This is a genomic window from Flavobacterium xinjiangense, assembly GCF_900142885.1.
Lineage (GTDB): Bacteria > Bacteroidota > Bacteroidia > Flavobacteriales > Flavobacteriaceae > Flavobacterium > Flavobacterium xinjiangense.
Genome location: NZ_FRCL01000007.1, coordinates 106,184 through 129,472 on the forward strand (window position 1 = coordinate 106,184; position 23,289 = coordinate 129,472).

24 protein-coding genes are annotated in these 23,289 nt (G+C 33.7%); 13 read left to right on the plus strand and 11 right to left on the minus strand.

All coding sequences use genetic code 11. The annotated features are described in order from the left end of the window. Positions 1–57: 57 nt before the first annotated feature. Complete coding sequence (dusB, locus tag BUC23_RS10070) at positions 58–1,050, minus strand: tRNA dihydrouridine synthase DusB (RefSeq protein ID WP_073209076.1); 993 nt, start codon at positions 1,048–1,050, stop codon at positions 58–60. Positions 1,051–1,320: 270 nt separating this feature from the next. Between dusB and BUC23_RS10075 the strand changes: the two genes are divergently transcribed. From BUC23_RS10075 to lepA, 7 genes are all read left to right on the plus strand, one after another. Then, positions 1,321–2,361, plus strand: a complete 1,041-nt coding sequence (locus tag BUC23_RS10075) for a helix-turn-helix domain-containing protein (protein ID WP_244153794.1) — start codon at positions 1,321–1,323, stop codon at positions 2,359–2,361. A gap of 120 nt (positions 2,362–2,481) precedes the next feature. After that, positions 2,482–2,838, plus strand: a complete 357-nt coding sequence (locus BUC23_RS10080) for a hypothetical protein (RefSeq protein ID WP_073209080.1) — start codon at positions 2,482–2,484, stop codon at positions 2,836–2,838. 39 nt (positions 2,839–2,877) lie between these two features. After that, complete coding sequence (locus tag BUC23_RS17510) at positions 2,878–3,024, plus strand: hypothetical protein (protein WP_167365573.1); 147 nt, start codon at positions 2,878–2,880, stop codon at positions 3,022–3,024. Between the two features lie 2 nt (positions 3,025–3,026). Further along, complete coding sequence (locus tag BUC23_RS10085) at positions 3,027–3,320, plus strand: GIN domain-containing protein (RefSeq protein ID WP_073209082.1); 294 nt, start codon at positions 3,027–3,029, stop codon at positions 3,318–3,320. A gap of 31 nt (positions 3,321–3,351) precedes the next feature. Beyond that, entirely contained in the window at positions 3,352–3,846 is a 495-nt protein-coding gene (locus BUC23_RS10090; RefSeq protein ID WP_073209084.1) for a DoxX family protein, read from the plus strand. Continuing rightward, positions 3,836–4,195 (plus strand): hypothetical protein, encoded by a 360-nt coding sequence (locus tag BUC23_RS10095; RefSeq protein WP_073209086.1) that lies wholly within the window; start codon positions 3,836–3,838, stop codon positions 4,193–4,195. Before BUC23_RS10090 ends, BUC23_RS10095 begins: the two co-directional genes overlap by 11 nt. Before the next feature lie 111 nt (positions 4,196–4,306). Further along, a complete protein-coding gene (gene lepA / locus BUC23_RS10100; protein WP_073209088.1) occupies positions 4,307–6,103 on the plus strand; it encodes a translation elongation factor 4 in 1,797 nt (598 codons plus the stop codon). Positions 6,104–6,185: 82 nt separating this feature from the next. Here lepA and BUC23_RS10105 read toward each other — a convergent pair whose 3' ends face one another. Then, entirely contained in the window at positions 6,186–7,118 is a 933-nt protein-coding gene (locus BUC23_RS10105; protein WP_073209090.1) for a 1-phosphofructokinase family hexose kinase, read from the minus strand. A gap of 106 nt (positions 7,119–7,224) precedes the next feature. Here BUC23_RS10105 and thiL point away from each other — a divergent pair, with 106 nt between their 5' ends. After that, positions 7,225–8,274, plus strand: coding sequence for a thiamine-phosphate kinase (gene thiL, locus BUC23_RS10110; protein ID WP_073209092.1), 1,050 nt, complete (start codon positions 7,225–7,227; stop codon positions 8,272–8,274). Positions 8,275–8,337: 63 nt separating this feature from the next. Here the strand turns inward: thiL and BUC23_RS10115 are convergent, their stop codons facing one another. From BUC23_RS10115 to BUC23_RS10130, 4 genes are all read right to left on the minus strand, one after another. After that, positions 8,338–9,033 (minus strand): response regulator, encoded by a 696-nt coding sequence (locus BUC23_RS10115; RefSeq protein WP_073209094.1) that lies wholly within the window; start codon positions 9,031–9,033, stop codon positions 8,338–8,340. Beyond that, positions 9,030–11,087, minus strand: a complete 2,058-nt coding sequence (locus BUC23_RS10120) for a tetratricopeptide repeat-containing sensor histidine kinase (RefSeq protein WP_073209096.1) — start codon at positions 11,085–11,087, stop codon at positions 9,030–9,032. The genes BUC23_RS10115 and BUC23_RS10120 overlap by 4 nt, the downstream gene beginning before the upstream one ends. 109 nt (positions 11,088–11,196) lie before the next feature. After that, positions 11,197–11,466, minus strand: coding sequence for a 3-oxoacyl-ACP reductase (locus tag BUC23_RS10125; protein ID WP_073209098.1), 270 nt, complete (start codon positions 11,464–11,466; stop codon positions 11,197–11,199). 176 nt (positions 11,467–11,642) lie between these two features. Next, entirely contained in the window at positions 11,643–12,455 is an 813-nt protein-coding gene (locus BUC23_RS10130) for a LytR/AlgR family response regulator transcription factor (RefSeq protein WP_073209100.1), read from the minus strand. A 467-nt stretch (positions 12,456–12,922) separates the two neighbouring features. Between BUC23_RS10130 and BUC23_RS10135 the strand changes: the two genes are divergently transcribed. Further along, on the plus strand, positions 12,923–13,453 hold the full coding sequence (locus BUC23_RS10135) for a hypothetical protein (protein WP_073209251.1): 531 nt from the start codon (positions 12,923–12,925) through the stop codon (positions 13,451–13,453). 53 nt (positions 13,454–13,506) lie between these two features. On the opposite strand, the gene BUC23_RS10140 is transcribed toward BUC23_RS10135, so the two are convergent. Continuing rightward, on the minus strand, positions 13,507–15,048 hold the full coding sequence (locus tag BUC23_RS10140; RefSeq protein WP_073209102.1) for a glycine--tRNA ligase: 1,542 nt from the start codon (positions 15,046–15,048) through the stop codon (positions 13,507–13,509). 97 nt (positions 15,049–15,145) lie between these two features. On the opposite strand from BUC23_RS10140, the gene BUC23_RS10145 reads away from it, so the two are divergent. Together BUC23_RS10145 and BUC23_RS10150 are read left to right on the plus strand one after the other, a co-directional pair. Next, complete coding sequence (locus BUC23_RS10145; RefSeq protein WP_073209103.1) at positions 15,146–15,829, plus strand: ComF family protein; 684 nt, start codon at positions 15,146–15,148, stop codon at positions 15,827–15,829. Positions 15,830–16,360: 531 nt separating this feature from the next. Further along, a complete protein-coding gene (locus BUC23_RS10150) occupies positions 16,361–16,969 on the plus strand; it encodes a superoxide dismutase (RefSeq protein ID WP_073209105.1) in 609 nt (202 codons plus the stop codon). 291 nt (positions 16,970–17,260) lie between these two features. On the opposite strand, the gene BUC23_RS10155 is transcribed toward BUC23_RS10150, so the two are convergent. The 4 genes from BUC23_RS10155 to purN all read right to left on the minus strand — a co-directional run bounded on the left by BUC23_RS10155 (position 17,261) and on the right by purN (position 21,442). After that, complete coding sequence (locus BUC23_RS10155; RefSeq protein WP_073209107.1) at positions 17,261–19,159, minus strand: amidophosphoribosyltransferase; 1,899 nt, start codon at positions 19,157–19,159, stop codon at positions 17,261–17,263. 136 nt (positions 19,160–19,295) lie between these two features. Further along, positions 19,296–20,219 carry a PfkB family carbohydrate kinase gene (locus tag BUC23_RS10160; RefSeq protein ID WP_073209108.1) on the minus strand — a complete coding sequence of 308 codons (924 nt, stop codon included), beginning with the start codon at positions 20,217–20,219 and terminating at the stop codon, positions 19,296–19,298. 105 nt (positions 20,220–20,324) lie between these two features. Continuing rightward, positions 20,325–20,804, minus strand: coding sequence for a ribonuclease HI (gene rnhA / locus BUC23_RS10165; RefSeq protein ID WP_073209110.1), 480 nt, complete (start codon positions 20,802–20,804; stop codon positions 20,325–20,327). Between the two features lie 74 nt (positions 20,805–20,878). Then, positions 20,879–21,442, minus strand: coding sequence for a phosphoribosylglycinamide formyltransferase (gene purN / locus BUC23_RS10170; protein WP_073209112.1), 564 nt, complete (start codon positions 21,440–21,442; stop codon positions 20,879–20,881). Positions 21,443–21,617: 175 nt separating this feature from the next. On the opposite strand from purN, the gene BUC23_RS10175 reads away from it, so the two are divergent. Both BUC23_RS10175 and fabF read left to right on the plus strand, forming a co-directional pair. Then, entirely contained in the window at positions 21,618–21,854 is a 237-nt protein-coding gene (locus tag BUC23_RS10175) for an acyl carrier protein (protein ID WP_007137004.1), read from the plus strand. A gap of 180 nt (positions 21,855–22,034) precedes the next feature. After that, positions 22,035–23,288, plus strand: a complete 1,254-nt coding sequence (fabF, locus tag BUC23_RS10180; RefSeq protein ID WP_073209114.1) for a beta-ketoacyl-ACP synthase II — start codon at positions 22,035–22,037, stop codon at positions 23,286–23,288. Position 23,289: the final 1 nt, after the last annotated feature.

A 23,289-nucleotide genomic window follows, 5' to 3' on the forward strand; every position in this document is an offset into this window, starting at 1 on the left:
ATTAGTGGAATTGCTTCGCCTGTTCACTATAGCTCGGGTTGTGTTTGAAATATTTAGTTAAACAACCTCATAACCAGCATAAGCATCTTCGATCTCGTTCAAAGCGGCGAACAACTCTTCAGGGCGATCTAAGGTTACTAATTGTTGTTTGAATGGTTTAAAAGAATGAATTCCTTTAAAATAATTGGTATAATGTGGGCGTGTTTCTACAATTCCTAGTCTTTCACCTTTCCATTCCATAGCCCAAGTCAGGTGATTTCGCACTGCTTCAACTCTATCAATAACTGTAGGTTTTGGCAAATGTTCACCAGTTTTAAAGTAATGTTTGATTTCGTCAAAAATCCAAGGATAACCAATAGCAGCGCGACCGATCATAATTCCGTCGATACCGTATTCGTTTTTATACTGTAACGCTTTTTCCGGAGAATCGATATCGCCATTTCCAAAAATAGGCATCGTGATTCTAGGATTATTTTTTACTCGGGCAATATGCGACCAGTCGGAATGGCCTTTGTACATTTGGGCACGGGTTCTGGCGTGTATGCTCAAAGCGGCAACACCAATGTCTTGCAAACGTTCCGCAACCTCATCAATATTTATCGAATTATCATCCCAACCCAAACGCGTTTTTACCGTTACAGGCAAATGCGTACTGTCGATAACAGCTTGAGTCAAACGAATCATTAAATCAACGTCTTTCAAAACGCCGGCTCCAGCACCTTTGCAAACGACTTTTTTTACAGGGCAACCAAAATTAATATCTATTAAATCCGGGTTTACGGTAGATACAATTCTTGAAGATAGTGCCATTGCTTCTTCATCACCACCAAAAATCTGGATTCCTACAGGTCTTTCGTAATCGAAAATGTCTAATTTCATTCGGCTTTTAATGGCGTCACGAATTAATCCTTCGGAAGAAATAAATTCAGAATACATCATATCAGCTCCATGGGCTTTACACAATCTGCGGAAAGGCGGATCGCTCACATCTTCCATAGGTGCGAGAAGTAAAGGGAAATCAGGTAATATTATGTTGCCAATCTTGATCATCAATTTATTTTTTTGCAAAGATAGTTAAGAAAGTTCGGTTATGAAATTTAATCTTATGTGTGACAATCATTTAAAATTAATAATTATTTTTACGAAAACTTAGCAATGCTTTTTCAATTTGGATTTTATAGTTCTGTTTTACTTATTTCCTTTACACAAGGAATAGTTTATAGCGCTTTAATACTCGCAAAGGCAATAAAGACTCAAAACAAATCCAATTATTTATTGAGTCTTTTTATTTTTTTGTGCTGTCTTTATATTGCGCCCTGGATGCTAGGTTTTGCTGGTTGGTATGACAATCAACCATACAGGGATTTTTTATTTTATACGCCTTTTCAGCATTTGCTATTTGTTGGTCCGATTATCTTTTTTTACACGCAAAGCCTGTTAAATCCATCTTTCAAATTTTCAAAAAAAGAAGCACTTCATTTACTTCCTGGATTCATTTATCTCCTATACATTACTGCAATTTGGGTTTATGACAAGTTTATTTTTGGAGATTACTATTTCTATAAAAACGGCATGGATAAAGATTTTGATTATTGGTATCAAAAGCTGGGTTTAGTTTCCATGATTGTTTATTTTATTTTGAGTATTCAATATTATAATATTTACAAAAAACTAATGCTTCAAGTAGTTAGTTATGCCGATACTATTTTGTTTAAATGGATAAAAACGTATTTAATTGCTTTTTTAGTCATGCTGCTTTTACCAATTTTTTTTGATATTACAGGCGTTTTTTATCCCGAAATGAAATCCTACCAAGGCAGCTGGTGGTTTTTTCTTTTCTTTTCAATTGTTATGTATTATATAGCAATTACTGGATATTCAAACCCTCTAAACACTACAATTCCGTTTAAGATGTCTTTTTTTGATAAAAATCCGATACTCTTATTGAATGAAAATCAGACCAATGAAACAGAAAACAGTATTGACATTCAGTACGAAACATTTGAAGAATCAAATTCACCTGAAATTGAACATTGGAAATCCAAAATTGAAACATTAATTCAAGATGAAAAATGGTATCAAAATTCTGAATTGACACTTCTAGATTTAGCAAAAAAACTAGGGACAAATGTTTCTGTAATTTCTAAAACCATCAATCAAGGATTTGAAATGAATTTTAATGATTGTATTAATAGCTACCGAATTAAAGCGGTGAAAAACAGTCTTGCAGACGGTGAACATAAAAATTCTACCTTATTAGGAATAGCTTTTGATAGTGGTTTTAACTCAAAAGCAACTTTCAACCGAGCTTTCAAAAAAAATACCGGAAAAACTCCAAAAGAATATATTGAAACTTTGTAACTTCAACATTCACAACACTTCTCAAATAATATTTAGTTAGTCTCAAATCATAATTTGAAGCGATTGACTATGATTTATGGCGCAATTTTGCCCTGTTAATAATCATTAAAAATTCAAATTATGAAATTACTTATTACATTATTCGCTATTTTATTACTTGTTACCTCTTGTGGAGTATTTGGTTCGCTAACTTCTAACACAACCATTAAACCAAACGAAAGTTTTGTTTTAGGAAATAATGAACACGGAACCTTTAAAGTAAAACTTAAAAACGTTTCCAATCACGATTTACAAATAATTAAGGCTCCTATTACTGGAGGAACGCATTCGCCGATTATTGTTAGTCCAAATGAAACTATTAAAGTAAAAGCAGAAAGCAGTACCGCTTTAGTTATTGAAAACAAATCCAATGAAATTGCGTCGGTTGATTTGTATGTAACTGGAGATACCGGATTATCGATGGGATATAAGAAATAAACGAGTTTCAATCAACAATGAATCATTAAAAAACTTATTATGACAAAATTAATCATCGCAATGGTATTGGCTTTATCGTCAACTTTTGTAAACGCACAACTAAGAGGTTCAGGAAAAACGATTACCAAAACTTACAATTATAAAAATTTCAGTAAAGTAATTTTTAACGATTTAGACGGAAAATAACCATGCCTTTTATACTAGAAGCAAGCAATAATGGCAATTCTGGACTAACTGTTACTAGTATAAACAGCAAAAATTTCAAATCCGTAAATCCAGTAAATGGAAGCACTACACTGTCAGGAATTATTGATAATCTTGAGATAGTTTGTCGAGGGAATGGAAATCTTAACGCCGAAAAACTAATCGCAAAAAAGGCTAAAATAACTTGTAGTGGCAATGGAAATGCAAGAGTAAATGCAACTAATATTAATGAATCAATCAAATCTGGAAACGGAAATATTGTGAATATTAACAAATAGTAATATAATTTGAAATCTTAATACTTTTTTTATGAAGCTACTAACTAAAATCACTAAACCCATTTTGTTGACACATTGGTCGCAAGATTTATTTATAACTATTCCACGAATTGTTTGTGGCTACTTGTTAGCCTTTAATTTTGGAGCGGCAAAATTCGGAATGCCTTGGTCGCCAACCGACAATAATTTAGGATTGTTTGAAGTCGCTTTTTGGTTTCCAAATGATGTTGCTAATTATGGTGGTGTTTTTGCAATTGCTCCGGGATTTTTTGCTTGGATGGGCGCATTTGGAGAAGCCATTGGCGGATTATTGTTATTGTTCGGATTTCAAACTAGAATAGCCTCTTTTCTTATTATTTGCACCATGTTAGTAGCTATTTTTATGCAACAAATCAACAACGGATTATGGAATTGTCTAGCTGCAATGGGATTTTTGTGGATTGCGATGTTTTATTTAATTCTAGGTTCGGGGAGATTTGGAATCGATTATTTATTAATCCTAAAAAAGCATAATTATGAAAACTAAAGTAGCTATAAGTGTTTGCATACTCTCTTTATTTTTAACAAGTTGTGTGCAAAAAACTTTTAAAAAAACAGTTGTTTTTAGATTAAACACTTCTGAAATAAAAGAGGTGAAAAAGGTTGGGATTAGAGGAAAAGACAAACCATTATCTTGGGATTATGACACCGAAATGAAAACGATACAAAAAGACAGTCTTTATGAAATAACCGTAACTTTTGAAACTGGATATAAATTTACCGAAGTAAAATTTGTAGTGAATGACGACTTCGAATTCAAAAATGAAGACAACAGAAGGGTAGTTTTTTCAGAAAAAGACACCACTTTTTACAATGCAAAATATAATATGAGGTAAAATATAATTTTTTAAAATACCTGAAAATTAATTCCAATTCAACTGTCAAACTTTTACCCTATATTTGCAGATTAAATGCCAAAGCATTAGTAAAATTGACAGATACAGAAGATGAAGCATATTAGAAATTTTTGCATTATTGCACATATTGACCACGGAAAAAGTACGCTTGCTGATAGACTTCTTGGCGCAACACAAACTGTTACCGCTCGTGAAGAAAAAGCGCAATTGCTTGATAACATGGACTTGGAACGCGAACGTGGGATTACGATTAAGAGTCACGCGATTCAGATGGAATACACGTATAAAGGACAAGAATACATCCTGAATTTGATTGATACTCCGGGACACGTGGATTTTTCATATGAGGTTTCTCGTTCGATTGCAGCTTGTGAAGGCGCACTTTTGATTGTAGATGCAGCGCAAAGTATTCAGGCACAAACGATTTCGAATTTATATTTGGCTCTAGAGAATGACTTGGAAATTATTCCGGTTTTAAATAAAGTAGATTTACCAAGCGCCAATCCAGAGGAAGTAAGTGACGATATAATTGATTTACTTGGATGTAAATTGGAAGATATTATACACGCTTCGGGTAAAACTGGTTTTGGTGTGGAAAATATATTGGCAGCAATTATCGAAAAAATTCCGCCTCCATCAGGAAATGTGGATGAGCCGCTACAGGCATTGATTTTTGACTCCCATTACAATCCGTTTCGTGGAATTGAAGTTATTTTCCGTGTCAAAAACGGACAGATTAAAAAAGGCCAGAAAATCAAGTTCATGGCCACCGGTAATGAATATTTTGCAGACGAAATTGGTACTTTGAAACTAAACCAGGTTCCGAAACAAGTCATTTCAGCAGGTGATGTTGGTTATTTGATTTCTGGAATTAAGGAAGCGAAAGAAGTAAAAGTAGGAGATACGTTGACGGATGCAAAAACACCAACAACGAATATAATTAAAGGTTTTGAAGACGTGAAACCAATGGTTTTTGCTGGGATTTATCCTGTAGATACCGAAGATTATGAGGAGTTGAGAAACTCTATGGAAAAACTGCAGTTGAATGACGCTTCGCTGGTTTTTTTACCGGAAAGCTCAGCAGCTTTAGGATTTGGTTTCCGTTGCGGATTCTTAGGAATGTTACACATGGAAATTATCCAGGAACGTTTGGAGAGAGAGTTTAACATGACTGTGATTACTACCGTCCCCAACGTTTCGTATTTGGCTTACACCAAAAAAGACCCTACAACACCGCTTATAGTAAATAATCCTTCGGACTTACCGGAGCCTTCTCGTTTAGACCATGTTGAAGAGCCTTTTATAAAAGCAACAATCATTACCAAATCTGATTATGTTGGAAATGTAATGAGTTTGTGTATCGAAAAACGTGGATTGATTACCAATCAAACGTACTTGACTACGGAACGTGTAGAGTTGACTTTTGATATGCCGTTAGCAGAGATTGTATTTGATTTTTATGACCGTTTGAAAACAGTTTCTAAAGGATATGCTTCCTTTGATTACACGCCAATTGGGATGCGAACTTCTAATTTGGTTAAAGTTGATATCTTGTTAAACGCTACGATTGTGGATGCTTTATCATCCTTGATGCATGCCGATAATGCGTATTCTATTGGTAAAAAAATGTGTGAGAAGTTGAAAGAATTAATTCCACGCCAACAATTTGATATTCCTGTTCAAGCAGCTATCGGGGTAAAAGTAATTTCGCGTGAAACGATAAAAGCATTGCGTAAAGATGTTACCGCCAAATGTTATGGTGGAGATATTTCCCGTAAACGAAAACTATTGGAAAAACAGAAAAAAGGTAAAAAACGTATGAGATTGGTTGGAAATGTTGAAATTCCTCAAGAAGCGTTTATGGCTGTTTTGAAATTGAATGATTAATTTATTTTTTAGAAGAAAGAATAAAGAGAATAGAATATAGAGAAAAACCTGATGATGTAAAAATTATCAGGTTTTTTTGTTTTTATTTATTCTTCAACCATTCAAACAATCGTTTAGCATCTTCGGATTTAAACAATTGGGTTCCCTCGTTCATGGTCGCTGCCGATCCGCAAGCAACTCCCCAACGAATGACTTCTTTCAGACTTTTATTTTGCGAAAGTGCCCAAACCATTCCTCCCACCATGCTGTCTCCGGCACCTACAGTACTTTTTTTGGCCACATTGGGAGCAGGAACAAACTCGTAAACATCTTTTGCAACCAACACCGCACCTTGTGGACCAAGAGAAACGACTACGATTTCGGCGCCACCTTTAGCTATGATTTGTTTTGCGGCTTCATTTACTTCCTCCAGCTCCAATCGCTCTACGCCAATCAGTTTTGCAAGTTCACCAACATTGGGTTTTATCATATAAACACCTACTTCTAACGCCTTTTTTAATGCTTCGCCTGACGTGTCCACAATTAATTTAGCCTTTGATTTTTTTGTGATTTCTGCAATTTTCGAATAAAAATTAACAGATAAACCTTCATTCAAACTGCCGCTGGCTACTAAAAATTTTGGTTTTAAAGCTGCTATGGTTTCTAGTATTCTGTCGCTTTCTTCATCGGAAATTTTTCCGCCGGTAAATCCAAAACGGTATTGAGAATTGGTATTGTCATCCACGGCAACAAAACTTTCTCTGGTCCAACTCTCAACGGCAACAGCTTCAAAGGCAATTCCTTCCTTAGCAACCAATTCTTCAAGCATTTTACCTGTTGCCCCCCCAGAAGTAAAGACAGCTAAAGAAGTTCCGCCTAGACGCGAGATTGCCTTAGATACGTTGATTCCCCCTCCACCAGCATCAAACCGCGGTTCATCACAGCGTATTTTCTGTTCTGGAACCAAACCTCTAAAGTGAGTACTTTTGTCTAAAGCCGAGTTAACTGTAATAGTAACGATATCAAATGATTTCATTTTTTTAAGTTTAATAATTTAAAGATGCGAAAAAATCGGCAAAAATTGATGCAATTCAGCGCGAAAATTTCTTTGTATATTTGCAACCTCAAAACAATAAAAAATAATGATCGAAGATAAAACCCCACAACGTACAAGTATTGCTCAATTAGGTGAATTTGGATTGATAGACCATTTGACAAAAAACTTTGAAATCAATCAGCCTTCTACTCTAAAAGGGATTGGCGATGATGCTGCAGTTTTGGATTTCAAAGATAAAAAGGTCGTTATCTCTACGGATTTATTGATTGAAGGTGTACATTTTGATTTGGCTTATATGCCTTTAAAACATTTAGGATACAAGGCAGTCGTTGTAAACATCTCAGACATTTGTGCGATGAATGCCAAAGCAACACAAATCACGGTTTCTGTTGCAGTTTCCAATCGTTTCCCGTTAGAAGCCTTAGACGAATTATTTGCAGGAATTACACATGCGGCCAACGAATACAAAGTAGACGTTATTGGTGGAGATACTACCTCATCACAAAAAGGATTAATAATTAGTATTACTGCTATTGGCGAAGCTGATAAGGAAGAGATCGTTTATAGAAATGGCGCAAAACAAACTGATTTATTAGTGGTAACAGGTGATCTTGGTGCTGCATACATGGGTTTACAGGTTTTAGAAAGAGAAAAGCAAGTTTTTCAGGTGAATCCAAATTCACAACCTGATTTGGATGCTTATACTTATTTGATAGAACGTCAATTAAAACCAGAAGCACGAAAAGATGTGCGCACTTTGTTGCATGCTTTAGAAATAAAACCAACTTCAATGATTGATATTTCGGATGGATTATCATCAGAGATTATGCATTTATGCAGGCAATCTAAAGTGGGATGTAATTTATATGAAGACAAATTACCTATCGACCCTCAGTTTATAAATGTTTGCGAGGAATTCAATATCGATAGCACCACTGTTGCAATAAATGGAGGTGAAGATTATGAATTGCTTTTCACTATTGCTATGGAGGATTTTGAAAAAATAAAAGGAAATCCAAATTTCACTATCATTGGACACATGACACAAGAAAGTGAAGGAATTCATTTAGTAACTCGAGCCAACACAAGAATTGCATTAAAAGCTCGTGGTTGGGATGCAATCCGAGAAGAATAAATTTTTTTATTAAACAAAAAAGACACGTATTCAGTGTCTTTTTTGTTTAATTATTTTCAAAAGCTAAAAAAGCAATCCTCTATTTTTAGCTTCGCGAACTAATTCGATATCGCTACCTTCTTCTACCTTCAATAATTCTTTCAAATTTATTTTTCTCCGTTCAATTGCACCTAACGATATTGGGATGTACTGCGGTATATCATTCAACTTTGTCCCTTTCGATAAATGAAATAAAATTTGTTTGTCAAATTGATCTATTTCTATAGTATCTTCTTCAGACAAGCTCAACATTTTCAAAACTGATTCACTATAATATGTTTTGCCTTTAATTACCTTATCAAAAGCAAAAATCAATTCATCAAATGTCAAATCATTTTTTATAACCAATCCACTAGGGTTAATTGTTTTGATGATAGTCTTTATTTTTAGTAATTCGGTATACATGGTAAGTAAAATAATTTTACAGCTGGGCATATATTCCGAAATCAATTTTGCCAAATCCTCGCCATTATAAATCCCTTTTTCTTCATAAGGAGGCATACTAATATCTAAAAAAGCAATATCAAAAACAGTCGTATCGGGGTCAGTAATAATATTATATGCCGATTCGCAATCTTTGGCCTGACTAATTAAAAACTCAAAGTCTTTAGGATTATACCTTGTAATTGCATTTTTGTATCCCTCAATAATAAAAGGGTGATCATCAACGATTAGTATATTGTTTTTTATTGTAGTCTTTAGATTTGAGGCAATTGTCATTCCTGTGTTAGTATTTGTTTGTTTTCAAAAGGAACTGCAATCGTTATGATTGTCCCATTCCCTTTTTTTGATTGTATGTCAACAGTTCCATTGCATTCTGTGGTTCGGGATTGTATATTTTGCAAGCCTATCCCTTTTTTTGATTTCCTTACATCAAATCCCTTTCCGTCATCAGTTATGGTTAAAAATAAATCCCCATCCCTTTTTTTTATTTCTACTTTAATATTATTCGCTTCAGCATATTTATTAATATTTTGAAGTGATTCTTGGATAATCCTATACAAATTTATTTTAACGGAATTGCTAATTAATTCCCATTTGATAGTTCTGTCAATCGTTGCAATTAATTTGGGCTTGAACGTCTTTTTTTGATCTTCGAGCAAATTATCTACAATGGCAACGAAGTTATTAATTAATTCTGATTTTTCTCTATTCAAATCATGGGAAATTTCACGAATATCTTGTTCTATATTTTTTAATTCAGACAGATAACTAATTCGCTGTTTAATGGCTGGCTCATCATTGAATTTATTCAAACCGTCCAGATTCATCCGTACGCCAAACATTCTCCCCAAAACCCCATCATGCAATTCTTGCGCAACTCTTTTTTTCTCTTGCACCCTATTGGTTTCAATGGTGCTTTGCTGCGAAATCATAAGATTATATATTTCTTCATTGACCTTTTGTTGTTCCTGTTTGAAGAGTAATTCTCTATTTTTAGTTTTTTGAGCTTTTAGGATATATAAAAATAATCCTAAGACAGCAAAAGCACTGAACCCAAATAACAAATTTCGATTTTTAGTTTCCAGATCAGTATTCTCGTCTTTTATCTGATCAGTTTCATATTCGATGCGGGAGAATTTGTCGCCCATTTTTCGATCAGCTTTTTGCAAATCTTCATTGATTCGAATATATTCTTTGTTATAGGAGGATGCTTTTTCCGGCTCAATAATAGCCAATTGTTTAAGAGCTACCAAAACATCTCTGGAAACACTAGTGTTTGTGGCTAGAAGAAGTGCTTGTTTAGAAAATTGAATCGCCTTAACAGTATCGCTTTTTGACGCAAAATATTCTGATAAATGTATTTTACTAACAAATATTCCTGAAGTCAATTTTAAACTTGCTCTCAGTTTCAATGACTGGTAAAATAAATCAGGGAGACCATCGGTTTCGTTAAGTTTAAATTTAGAATATGCTAAATTATCAGATAGAACCGCAAATAAAGCTGGCTTATATTTTAGCAAGTTTTTCTGATACAATCCTTTTTCAAAATATTTTTTTGCAAGCAAGTAATTTTGAGAATTGAGATAAATAAATCCTATATTATTATAAGAACTAGCTCTAGACTGAAATTCCTTAGGTATTGTTTCATCATCACTAATTGCTAATGCCTTATTTGAATATATTATAGCATTATCATATTCGCCAAGTTCATTATATATTAATCCCAGAAGATTATAAGCATCGTATAAGATATTATTCACTTGCTTTTCTTCTTTAATTTTCCGCAACACATTGAAAACTGAGTTTTGTGCTCCTAAAAAACCACCTATCTTATACTGTAAATTAGCCTTGCTAATTAATATTTTACTTAAAACAATATTATCACTAGGTTGGGTGTACATCTTTTCTGCTTTATTGTAAAACATAAAAGCACTGTCCGAAATAGATTGAGAATCATAATAATCCCCCAAATAAGTGTAAGCCTTTGTTAAATGAAAAGTATCCTTGGTACTTTCTGCCTTATCAAGAACCAAGTGGACCGTTTTATTAAATTCTTTCCAATTGTTTATATTATAATAACGGTTGGCTACTTTGAATAGATTTACTCTATTTAGAGAATCATTCTCCTGATTAATAACGATATTAAAAGCTTTCTGAGTAAATACTAGCCTCTTATCTGTGGACAAGCTAAAATCATTTGCTAATGAAAAATAAGTAGAAAGACTATCTTCAGATGAAGTTATTACGATAGCTTCTGCCTTCTTTTTGGAACATCCAAAAAAAATAAATAACAGAAAAAATATTTGATATAAAAAAATTTTATTTTTCAATTGTCAATAATGAATTTTATCAAAAATAGTAAAATAAAACTACTGACATAAAAAAAGGCTACCAAATAAATGATAGCCTACTGCTATTTATGTAAATTATATTTTAGAATTAGTCAAGTTTTACATTTCCTGCCGAAGTAGAACCTTGACCGATAATATCCAATTTCACGTTCCCAGCCGAAGTAGAGCCTTGACCGATAATATCCAATTTCACGTTCCCTGCTGAAGTGGAACCTTGACCAATAATATCTAACTTCACGTTTCCTGCTGAAGTAGAACCTTGACCAATAATGCTTACATTATCTGATTTAGATGTAGTAAATGATGTCAATATCATTACTAAAGAGAATAAACCGATTGTTAAGATTGCTTTTTTCATAATAGGGGATTTTTATGTTTTTATTTGATTTTACGTTAATTACCATTCTTTTAGCAAGAATTTCTTTAGTAAAACTACATAAGGAACTTCAATTTTTCCTACAGAAAAAGGCGTATATGGTGGAATATAGCCATCTGATAGTGAATGACATTCAAATGAGGGTAAATGACTATTTTTTAAATTTCCAGATAATTCCCGTTAGAGAAATCAGAGATAATTTGGTCGACATTTGCCTTATAGGATTTAGAAAAAGGTAGTTTAACTGTAGTATTTTTAATATAACATACCGTATTTCCAGTATGAATTCTGGAAATATAATTGCGATTTACGATATAACTGTTGTGAATTCTAATAAAAGGAAAAGATAAAATTCCTTCAAAATGCTTCAATGTTTTGAACGCAGTGATCATTTCACCATTATTAAGATGTATATCGGTTGAATTATTATCTGCCTGAAGATAACAAATATCTTTGGCATCAATGTATCTATAGTCACCATAGGATTTTATACATAATATCAGTGGTTTTTCATCAACTATAGGCAGCTGTTGTGTATTAGAAACTGGTTTTTCATCAAGGATAATTGTTTGCTCTTTTGGTGGCTGAAATGAAGCATGGGATTTATTCAATTTCAAAATCAATTTTACCAAATCAATATTTACCAAAGGCTTCAACAAGTAATCCGTCACTTCATATTGTATTGCGTCAAAAGCTAAATCCTTACTTGTAGTTGTTACAATGATTTTCGGAACTACATTCAAGAACCTATATAATTCATTGATAAGAGCTAATGATAAATTGCTTTCTTTATTAATTGGATCAATTTCGAGAAAAATTAAATCCGGCTTACATTCTAATATGAGATTTAAACCATCATTATAGTTGTTTGCTGCTGCCACAAAAATAAGCTCCGAAAAACCATCGGCAACGGCTTTCGTATTCAAAAAACTTTCCTGATTATCGTCAATAATAATGTACGAATAATTCATCAATTGTTTTTCCTGCTATGGTTAGGCATTTTATCAGCGCTCCAAAGTAAATTACACTTCAAATTATTAAATTATGTGAGTAGTTCGGTTACACTAATTAAACTAAAAAAGAAATTTTTTAGTTTAATATTCTCGTTAACTTTCTAAAAATAAGCATTTAACAATTTTTCAATAGATCTTGTTAATATGTTTTAAACAAATGTTAATACATTAAGATGAAGTGCAAATAAATCCGATAAAGTACATGATTCTATTTTCAGAAAGAAACTCTAAATTAAATTCATCATAATCATTCCTTAAAAAACATTTCGTGCAGCAACAAAAAACTTTCCGCTTAGGAACACTTAAGATGAAGACAAAAGTAAATTATTTGAGCAGCACTTTATCTGAACTAACCAACATTAAATAAAATGAGAAAAGCATTATTTTTACAAATTTATCTTACTTTTAAACAAAAAACTAATTCTATGAAAAAACTATTTATTACAATGTGCTTATCTTCTTTTTTATCCGGTTTTGCCCAAGAAAAAGGAACAATCGATTTTAATCGAAATGAATTAAAAGGAAATGCGCTTTTCTTAGTATTAGGAGCTGCTGAAATTACTTACGAAAGATTAATAAATGAAGATTCTGGAGTAGGCGTTTCATTATTTTTTGTTAAAGAGGAAGATTTTGACACACAATTTAGTTTAACACCATACTACCGATCTTATTTTGGCAAAAAAACAGCAGCTGGCTTTTTTGTAGAAGGGTTCGGAATGATTAATTCAGGAAACACCGGAAGTTATTCAGAATACGATTCCGTAAATCAAAACTATTATACTGTAGAAGGAAAAAATTTCACAGATGTTGCTTTGGGTTTTGGTTTGGGTGCAAAATGGGTACAAAAAAGAGGATTTGTTTTTGAAATAAACGCAGGAATCGGCAGGAATTTATTAAACAGTAATAGCCCTGAAGTTGTAGGTCGCGGCGGAATAACGTTAGGCTACCGATTTTAAACAAAAAATGCTTCTCGATTGAGAAGCATTTTTTTATAAGTGCGATAGTTTGCTTACATTTTCATTAACCAATTTTTTACCGAAACTTCATTTTCGATAATTGATTTCAAATCGGCAATATTTACACGGTCCTGTTTCATTGAATCTCTGTGGCGAATTGTTACCGTTTGATCTTCGATAGTTTGATGATCTACAGTAATACAAAACGGAGTCCCAAGAGCATCTTGTCTTCTATAACGTCTTCCTACAGCATCTTTTTCGTCATAAGCCACATTGAAATCCCATCTTAAATCGTCAACAATTTTATGTGCGATATCTGGCAACCCATCTTTTTTAACTAACGGCAAAATTGCTGCTTTGGTTGGTGCCAGAACGGATGGTAATTTCAGAACTGTTCTTGTAGAACCATCTTCTAATGTTTCTTCTTTTAAAGAAGTTGCAAAAACAGCCAAGAACATTCTATCTAATCCTACTGAAGTTTCCACTACATAAGGAACATAATTCTGATTCAATTCAGCATCAAAATATTGTAATTTTCTACCTGAAAACTGTTCGTGTGCCTTCAAGTCAAAATCAGTACGAGAGTGAATTCCTTCTAATTCTTTGAATCCAAAAGGGAAATTAAACTCAATATCAGCCGCAGCATTGGCATAATGCGCTAATTTTTCATGATCGTGGAAACGGTAATTTTCTTTACCAAGTCCTAATGACAAATGCCAATTTAGTCTAGATGTTTTCCAATGTTCGTACCATCTCATTTCATCGCCCGGACGCACAAAAAATTGCATTTCCATTTGTTCAAATTCCCGCATACGGAAAATAAATTGTCTTGCAACGATTTCATTTCTAAACGCTTTTCCGGTTTGTGCAATTCCAAAAGGAACTTTCATTCGTCCTGATTTTTGTACATTCAGGAAATTTACAAAAATACCTTGAGCGGTTTCTGGACGTAAGTATAAATCCATCGCTGTATCAGCTGACGCTCCTAATTTTGTACCAAACATCAAGTTAAATTGACGCACTTCTGTCCAATTTCTAGAACCAGTTTCCGGATCAGCAATTTCTAATTCTTCAATCAAGGCTTTTACATCTTCAAGATCTTCGTTACCGAGTGAACGAGCCATTCTTTCCAGAATTTCTCTTTCCTTAGCTTTATACTCAATCACTCGAGCATTTGTAGTTACAAATTCCTGTTCGTTGAAAGCATCACCAAAACGAGCTCTTGCTTTTTCGATTTCTTTGATTGCTTTCTGATTCAGCTTTTCAGCGTAATCTTCAATCAAAACATCGGCTCTATATCTTCTTTTCGAATCTTTGTTATCTATCAATGGATCGTTGAAGGCATCTACGTGACCTGATGCTTTCCATGTGGTTGGATGCATCAATATTGCCGCGTCAAGACCCACGATGTTATCGTTCATTTGAACCATCGCTTTCCACCAATATTCGCGTATATTCTTTTTTAATTCTACTCCGTTTTGTGCATAATCATAGACTGCACTTAAACCATCGTAAATTTCGCTTGACGGAAAAATAAATCCGTATTCTTTTGCGTGCGAAATTACATTCTTAAATAAATCTTCTTGTTTTGCCATAATACTGCAAAAATATAAAAAGTGAACTTAAAAAAAAGAAAATTGTTAAAGATTGAAGCATTGATTTGTCTATTTTTATAAATAAATCCTTGATTACATGTTTGAAAGCATTATAAATCTCTTTTTTCCAAAAGTCTGTTCCGGTTGCAGCTCCTTTTTATTATCTAATGAAAATGTGATTTGTACGGTTTGCCGACACGATATTCCGTTGACCAATCATCACTTGAACCCTGAAAATGATGCCTTCAAAAAGTTTTATGGACGAATTCCTGTAATTCACACTTCGGCATTGTTTTATTTTCATAAAAAAGGAATTGTACAAGAACTGATTCATAATTTGAAATATAAAGGACATGAGGAAATAGGAACTATTTTAGGCGAATGGTACGCTGAAGATTTAAAAACAATTGCTTTATTACAATCCGTGGACGAAATTATTCCTGTGCCATTGCATCCAAAAAAATTAAAACAAAGAGGGTACAATCAAGTAACCGCTTTTGGCGAAGGGCTTTCCTCTAGTTTAAATTTGGATTATAACGACTCGCTTTTAATTCGAAATGTATATTCAAAAACCCAATCCAAAAAAAACTTATTAGGTAGAACGGAAGGGATTGAAACTATTTTTGATGTTGTGTTTACAGAAAAAAATTACAATAAACATTTCCTTTTAATCGATGATGTGATTACAACTGGATCTACTTTAGAAGCATGTTCTCGTGCCTTAATGAAAATTCCAGGAGCTAAAATTAGTATCGTGTGCATGGCTATGGCACAATCCTGATAAAAAAATTCTAACTCTAATGTTTTATTAAAAATAATGTGGCTATCCTTAACCAACGCCAATACTGTTTTTTGCCACAGATTTAAAGGATTTTCACTGATTTCTCAAATAGACCCAATTCATTTTTTCTTTAATCTGTTATAATCTGTGGCCAAAAAAAAATAAAGTTAGTCCGCAAAGTCACAGTGATAAAAAACAAAACAGTATTGTAAAGCACAATCGTTTTTAGCCTTGATTACTTCACCCAACTTTTATTCCCATAGGAGTTCAGTGAACTTCGTTTGAAGTGAAAATCCTTTCTAGTCCCGAACTTATTTCCGGATCCTGAAACAAGTTCGGGACTAGAAAGATTGCAGTGGAAAGCAGGAAATAGCTCCTAAAAATAAGCACGTTACAATTACTTATCGAATTAAAAAGAGCATACTATCAATTAATTTAATGAAATTATAACGAAATAGAATTTCCGATTACAAAGTTAAATGTATAAATTTGAATAAAATATTATTATAAATCAATTTAAACAATCATATTATGGCTTTTGAATTACCACAATTACCTTATGCGTATGACGCATTAGAACCTTATATTGATGCACGCACGATGGAAATTCATCATACAAAACATCATAACGCCTACATTACAAATGTCAATGCAGCGATTGCCGGAACAGATTTAGAAGGCAAAACTATTGAAAATATCTTGATTAATCTTGACATGAAAAACATGCCAGTTCGTAACAATGGTGGTGGATTTTACAACCACAATTTGTATTGGACTGTAATGACTCCAAACGGTGGCGGACTTCCAACAGGTGATTTGTTGGCAGCAATAGAAGCTGCTTTTGGAACTTTTGAAGAGTTTAAAGCAAAATTCAGCAAAGCAGGAGCAACACAATTTGGTTCTGGTTGGGCATGGTTATGTGTTCATAAAGGTGGGAAATTAGATGTTTGCGGAACTCCTAACCAAGACAATCCATTAATGCCGGGCGTAGGTTGCGGCGGAACTCCAATTTTAGGAATGGACGTTTGGGAACATGCTTATTACTTGCATTACCAAAACAGAAGACCTGATTATATTGAAGCATTTTTTAATGTAATTAATTGGACGGAAGTTTCAAGAAGATATGCTTTAGAGAAATAAAAACAGAATAAAGATGAAGGAATAAAGACTTCGAAAACTTATTTTTTTCATCTTAAAAACAAAAAGCGCCGATTTCAAATTTTGAAGTCGGCGCTTTTATTTATGTCATTTCTAGACTTTATTTCAATAAAAAAGGTGGAATTGCTCCCACCCTTTTTGCCCCAAATCTACCATAAACTTAACCTACTAATGTTATATGGTGGAGTAAATTTATAGTAGTTATATCTTCTAAACAAATAAATTAGATGAATAACAGATAAAAACGTTTAATTACTGAATTACAATCGTTTATCAGTAAGCTCTCACATCTTTTCCCTCGTAAAAGTTCATAAACGCACGATTCACCACTCGATTACCACCCGGTGTTGGATAGTCACCCGTAAAATACCAGTCCCCTAAGTTCTTTGGGCAAGCAATATGTAAATCTTCTACCGTTTGGAATATTATTTTTACTTCAGCATTTATTTCAGGAGAACTCAACATTTCAGCAATTTTATCTGAAACTTCCTGTGGATGAAAAGGTTCATATATAGCCGTAACATAATTTACTACGTCGTGGTCTTTATAATTTTCCTGAGCTTTACATTTTAAATACACTTCATCAACAATATGATATAAGTTTCTTTCTTTAAGCAATTCTAGCGCTGCCTTAAATGCAACTAAACCTTCCAGTTTAGCCATGTCAATTCCATAACAGTCAGGATATCTAATTTGTGGCGCCGATGAAACGATTACAATTCGTTTTGGATTCAAACGATCCATCATTTTAATGATACTCATTTTAAGTGTCGTTCCACGTACTATACTATCGTCAATAATAACCAAATTATCTGTTGGTTTTATCACACCATAAGTAACATCATATACGTGAGCCACTAAATCATCACGACTACTGTCTTCTGTGATAAAGGTTCTTAGTTTTGCATCTTTAATAGCTACTTTCTCGGTACGGATTTTCACTGAAAGCAATTCTTGTAAAGAATCCTTAGTCAATGTATTCCTGTTTTCAAGAATGTAATTATTTTTTCTTTGGTTCAAGAAATCCTGAGCCGCTTCAACCAATCCGTAGAATGAGGTTTCGGCAGTATTTGGAATGTAAGAAAAAACGGTATTGTCTGTGTCTTCGTCAATTGATTCTAAAACAGCAGGCAAGATAAGTTTTCCTAACATTTTTCTTTCTTGATATATTTCAGCATCACTTCCTCTAGAAAAATAAATACGTTCAAACGAACAAGCTTTTTTAACCGTTGGCGGAAGAATTTCCTGCATAGTAACAGTTCCGTTTTTCTTTATTATTAAAGCGTTTCCTGGCTCAATTTCCTGTACCTTTTCAAAAGGAACATTGAATACGGTTTGTATAACCGGTCTTTCAGAAGCTACTACTACAATTTCATCATCTTGATAGAAATAAGCGGGACGTATTCCTGCCGGATCTCTAAAGACAAAAGAATCACCATGCCCAAGAAGTCCTGCCATAGCATAACCTCCATCTAGATTTTTAGAAGCTCTGGTCAAGATTCGTGCTACATCTAATTTTTCTGCGATTACTGCTGACGCTTCTCTTTTGGTTAATCCGTCATTTTTACATTCCTGGTACAAATCAGTTACAGCGCCATCAAGAAAATGACCGATTTTTTCCATTACAGTAACCGTATCCGCCATCTCTTTTGGATGCTGTCCTAATTCCACCAAACTTTGAAAAAGTTCTTTTACGTTAGTCATGTTGAAATTACCCGCCAAAATCAGGTTTCTGTGCATCCAGTTATTCTGACGCAAAAATGGATGAACGCTTTCGATACTATTTTTACCAAAAGTCCCGTAACGAACATGTCCCAAAAACAATTCACCGATGTAAGGAATATTTTCTTTTTGAAGAGCTACATCATCCGCATATTCAGGATGTGCCGCCATTTCTTCATTTATTCTATCATTTATTTGTGCAAAAACATCTTGAATAGGTTGTGCATGGTTAGAACGTACTCTGCTAATGTATCGTTCTCCTGGCTCCATGTCTAATTTTATACTTGCAAAACCTGCACCATCTTGTCCACGATTGTGTTGTTTTTCCATAAGGAGATACATTTTTTGTATTCCGTAGAAAGCAGTTCCGTATTTCTCTTTGTAAAATTCAAGCGGTTTGAGTAGTCTAACTAGTGCTATTCCACATTCGTGTTGTAAAGCGTCGCTCATTGTGTTGTTGTTTGTAGTTGTGTTTTAGTTTGCAATGAATTTCATTATTCAAAACTAAACTGTTTAATCTAAAAAATTATAAATATGCTTAACCCATGCTTTAACAAAAAAACCTCGTTTCCGAGGTTTCAAAACATTATAATTCTATATCAAATTGAGTTAGAGATTTAAATTGTTGCAATCTTGACAACACTTCTTTTTTCTCTAAACCAACCATTCTTTCAGTTCCAAATTTCTCCACACAAAATGAAGCTAAATTCGAACCGTGTATAATTGCATTTTTCATGTTCTCGAAAGAGACGTTTTCACTTTGAGTTATAAACCCAGAGAATCCCCCTGCGAAAGTGTCTCCTGCTCCTGTTGGATCAAAGACTTCTTCTAATGGTAATGCCGGAGCAAAGAATACTTCTTTGTTATGAAACAAAAGCGCACCGTGTTCTCCCTTTTTTATTACCACGTATTTTGGTCCCATAGCTTGAATTAATGCAGCAGCTTTAACTAATGAATATTCACCGGAAAGCTGTCTGGCTTCTTCGTCATTAATGGTTATAACATCCACACGTTTTATTACTTCCAATAACTCTGCCAAAGCGCAATCCATCCAAAAATTCATAGTATCTAATACTACTAATTTTGGTTTGGTTTCCATTTGATCCAAAACACTGCTCTGTACTAAAGGATGCAAGTTTCCTAACATCACTACATCAGCATTTTTAAAATCTTGAGGTACTTTAGGTTGAAAATCAGCCAAAACATTTAGTTCTGTTACCAATGTATCTCTTGAATTTAAATCATTGTGATATAAACCACTCCAAAAGAATGTTTTCCCGCCTTTGACTACTTCAATACCAGAAATATCAATGTTTCTATCCGTTAATAAATCTAAATATTCTTGAGGGAAGTCATCGCCAACGACAGAAACTATTGCAGATTGTAAATTAAAAAAAGAAGCAGATAAACCGATGTAAGTTGCAGCACCACCTAAAATTTTATCAGTTTTACCAAAAGGTGTTTCAATGGCGTCGAAAGCTACGGTTCCAACAATCAATAATTTATTCATTTTATGAGATTCGAATTAAGGCGCAAAGATAGTTCATAAGTTGTAAAATTGCAAAGACTAATAATTGTAAAGTTTTGCCAATTTATATACCTGAAAATTCGACACTTACAGTAGCTTATTCGCTTCTATTTCATAAAATTCATCAACAGAAAGTTGCTTTTGCATCGAAGCCATAACAGCTAACTCGTCACACCTTTCGTTTTGAATATGGTTATTGTGACCTTTTATCCACTTGAAGTTTACTTTGTGCTTTCTGTAAACAACCAAAAATCGTTTCCACAAATCAGCGTTTTTCCGGTCAACAAACCCCTTTTTTTCCCAACCCAAAACCCACTTTTTCTCCACTGAATCGACCACATATTTTGAATCTGAAACTACTAAAACTCTAGTATTGGGATTTTTAAGTTTTTCTAATCCTACAATTACAGCTAATAATTCCATTCTGTTATTTGTGGTAAGGCGAAAACCTTCATAGAATTCCTTTTTATAGGGCTTTCCTACCCATTCCATAACAACACCATAACCACCACGCCCCGGATTTCCTTTGGCTGCGCCATCAGTATATATATGTACGTCGTGTTCCATTTTAGATTTTTAGACTTGGTGCCCTTTTTGATTGTTAGATTTTGTGTTATAAAACAGTAGTTTTTTGAAGAAGTCTAATTTTCTAACAATCGCTCAATAACCTGTGGAAAATGTTCTTGTTCTAATTCATGTATTTTATGAGCCACTTCCTCAGCAGTTTCATTACCAGACAAGATTATATTTTTTTGAAAAAGAATATTCCCTTCATCATAATTTTCATTGACAAAATGAATGGTAATACCGGTTTCTTTTTCTTTGTTTTCCACTATTGTTCTGTGAATATTCATCCCGTACATTCCTTTGCCTCCATATTTAGGCAACAATGCCGGATGTATATTTATTATTTTATCCGGGTAGGCTTCAATGATATCCTGTGGGAATTTTAATAAAAAACCAGCTAAAACTATTAGATCAGGACGAAATGTATTTATTTTTTGTAATATTTTACTTTCATTTAAGTCGTCTTTTGAAAAAACTACCGCAGGCACTTGATAATTTTGTGCTCTTTCAATTACTTTTGCGTCCGAGCGGTTTGTAAATACAGCAACAACGGTTCCTATTTTTGTTTCAGCAAAATATTTTATAATATTTTCAGCATTAGTCCCCGATCCAGAAGCGAAAATGACAATTTTTTTCATAATTCAACCCATTTATATTATGCAAAAAAAGGAATAAAAAATGAAAATAAATAACATTCAGAAGCCTTTGTCAAATATATTTTATAAATTAGTTGTCACATTTATTAACTTATTCGTTGTTTTAAAATAAAGTTTTTTATTTTTGCCAACAAATTAAATTCTAAAATTAAAGATTATGTCAGACATTGCATCAAGAGTAAAAGCGATTATCGTAGACAAATTAGGTGTTGACGAAAACGAAGTTGTAACAGAAGCAAGCTTCACTAATGATTTAGGAGCTGACTCATTAGACACTGTTGAGCTTATTATGGAATTCGAAAAAGAATTTGACATTCAAATTCCAGACGATCAAGCAGAAAACATCGCTACTGTAGGTCAAGCAATCTCTTACATCGAGGAAGCTAAAAAATAATAAAGTACACACCCGTTTGCAATCTTGTATACGGGTGTTATTATTTTTTTTAAAATTAAATTCGCGATTGAATTTCAATCAAAAAAGATATTTATTGTAATACCCATGGCTCTTTTGTACTATTACTACAGCGAAGAAAGCGTGGGTTTTATTTGTTTAAAGATAACAAAATAAAAAATTATGGTATTAAGAAGAGTTGTTGTTACAGGTTTAGGTGCGCTTACTCCTATTGGAAATAACATTCAAGAATATTGGAATGGGCTTATTAACGGTGTTAGCGGTGCTGCGCCAATAACTTATTTTGACGCTTCAAAGTTTAAAACTAAGTTCGCTTGCGAATTGAAAAATTTTAACGCTGAAGATTTCTTAGACAGAAAAGAAGCCAGAAAAATGGACCGCTATGCACAATATGCAATGGTTGCATCTGACGAAGCTGTACTGGATGCTGGTTTCAATTTTGAAAAAATAGACAAAGACAGAGTTGGTGTTATATGGGGATCTGGAATTGGTGGATTAGAAACGTTTCAAATCGAAATGTTAAATTTTGCTGCTGGCGATGGTACTCCAAAATTCAATCCGTTCTTTATTCCCAAAATGATTTCAGATATTGCATGTGGTCATATTTCCATAAAATACGGATTTAGAGGACCCAATTTTGCAACTGTTTCCGCTTGTGCTTCTTCTACAAATGCAATTATCGATGCTTTCAACTATATCCGTTTAGGACATGCTGATGCCATGGTAACTGGAGGATCTGAAGCGGCTGTAACGATTGCAGGTATGGGTGGTTTTAACGCCATGCATGCTTTATCGACAAGAAACGATGATCCAAAAACAGCTTCAAGACCAATGGATAAAGACAGAGATGGCTTTATTCTGGGTGAAGGTGCAGGAGCGTTAATTCTAGAAGAATACGAACATGCTGTTTCCCGTGGAGCAAAAATCTATTGCGAAATAGGTGGCGGAGGTATGTCAGCTGATGCTTACCATATTACTGCACCACATCCTGAAGGATTAGGTGCTAAAAATGTGATGTTGAATTGTTTGAGAGATGCAGGATTAAACGCAACTGATGTCGATGGTGTAAATATGCACGGGACATCAACACCTCTTGGAGACATTGCGGAATCTAAAGCAATATTACATGTTTTCGGCGAACATGCTTACACAATGAATTTGAATTCAACAAAATCGATGACTGGTCACCTACTTGGTGCAGCTGGAGCGATAGAGACAATTTCATCTATACTTTCACTAAAATACGGTATCGTACCTCCTACGATAAATCATTTTACAGATGACGAAAACATAGATCCTAAATTAAACTTTACTTTCAATGTTCCTCAAAAAAGAGAAATGAACGTTGTGATGAGTAATACCTTTGGTTTTGGAGGACATAATGCTTGTGTATTAGTAAAAAAATTAGATATCTAAT